The sequence below is a fragment of the Thalassoglobus sp. JC818 genome (assembly GCF_040717535.1).
Taxonomy (GTDB): Bacteria; Planctomycetota; Planctomycetia; order Planctomycetales; family Planctomycetaceae; genus Thalassoglobus.
The window spans coordinates 1-971 of the sequence record NZ_JBFEFI010000030.1 but is presented as its reverse complement, the minus strand read 5'-3'; the positions used below and the strand labels follow the sequence as shown (position 1 = coordinate 971).

The window sequence follows — 971 nt, the reverse complement described above, 5'->3', positions numbered from 1 at the left end:
ACTGGCTCTAGTGGACGAATCCTCCGAAGAGGTGAGCATGGTACTAGTGGCGGATGAGGAGTTGTCGCCACTTGTGGTACTAGCTGATGGTCCGTTCGATTTTCCATCGGTGGCTTAGTCGTAAAGCAGCGGCTCAGACCAAACTTCAGCGCAACCCGCTTCATCGAGTGCTTCAATTGCGTACACTCTAGGAAACTGTGCTGAACTCGTGAACGCCGGGATGGAGGTTCCCCTGGGCATCAGCTTGGTGCCGTTTCCCTGTTTCGTTGTACTAACGTCAACGCTTTTTTTGGGCAGGCGAAATTGTGCCTTCACTTAATTGCCGTCACCCATTGCCTGCGACCAGTTGAGCAACTGTGTGCGATCCATGTGCTTGAATAGTCTTTCTCAAGCCTTGACGTTCAGGCTTGCTTCTGTCCAATTAAGATGCGGACGCCAACGAGTACAAGGACATGGGTATTGGATCTGGAAAATCTCTCTAATGTAAACTTGTTTTGAAGATGCAGAGAATCTCCTCCGAGCAGGCTCGTGCATCAACACGGGGACGCTCTCTCAGCGGAGACAGACGTCGTCTTCGAACAAGTCTTTGATAAAATCCCACTGGGAATCCGTAAGGGAAGCATTTGAGACCGTCCTGGTCCCTGCCTTATTGGACTGCTGTGTTCGCGGCTACATCAACAGGATCATTGTCGTGCGAGTTCCTACTCGACACACACAGCACGCCCCATTGCCAATCAACTAAAATCGGATTTTGAGATGTGCTCTAATCACTTCTTCGTGTAGTGCTTGTCAAATTCTTTGAGGATATTAGTGCTATAGAACTTCTTTTTAGTGCTCTGGGGGTTTGATGGATCGAGCAGACGCACTTTGCAGAGCTTCTCATCCATTTCCAATTCCTTTTTAAGCTCGTAGAATTTACTGTTCTGAGTGAAGTCTGAATACCGTTCTTGGAGCTTCTCTAGAGGCAGTTT

General features: G+C 48.6%; 1 pseudogene. It reads right to left on the bottom strand.

From position 1 onward, the window contains the following. Window positions 1–767 precede the first annotated feature (767 nt). Window positions 768–971 (bottom strand): annotated as a pseudogene (locus AB1L42_RS23795) (DUF3644 domain-containing protein); the annotation flags it as partial.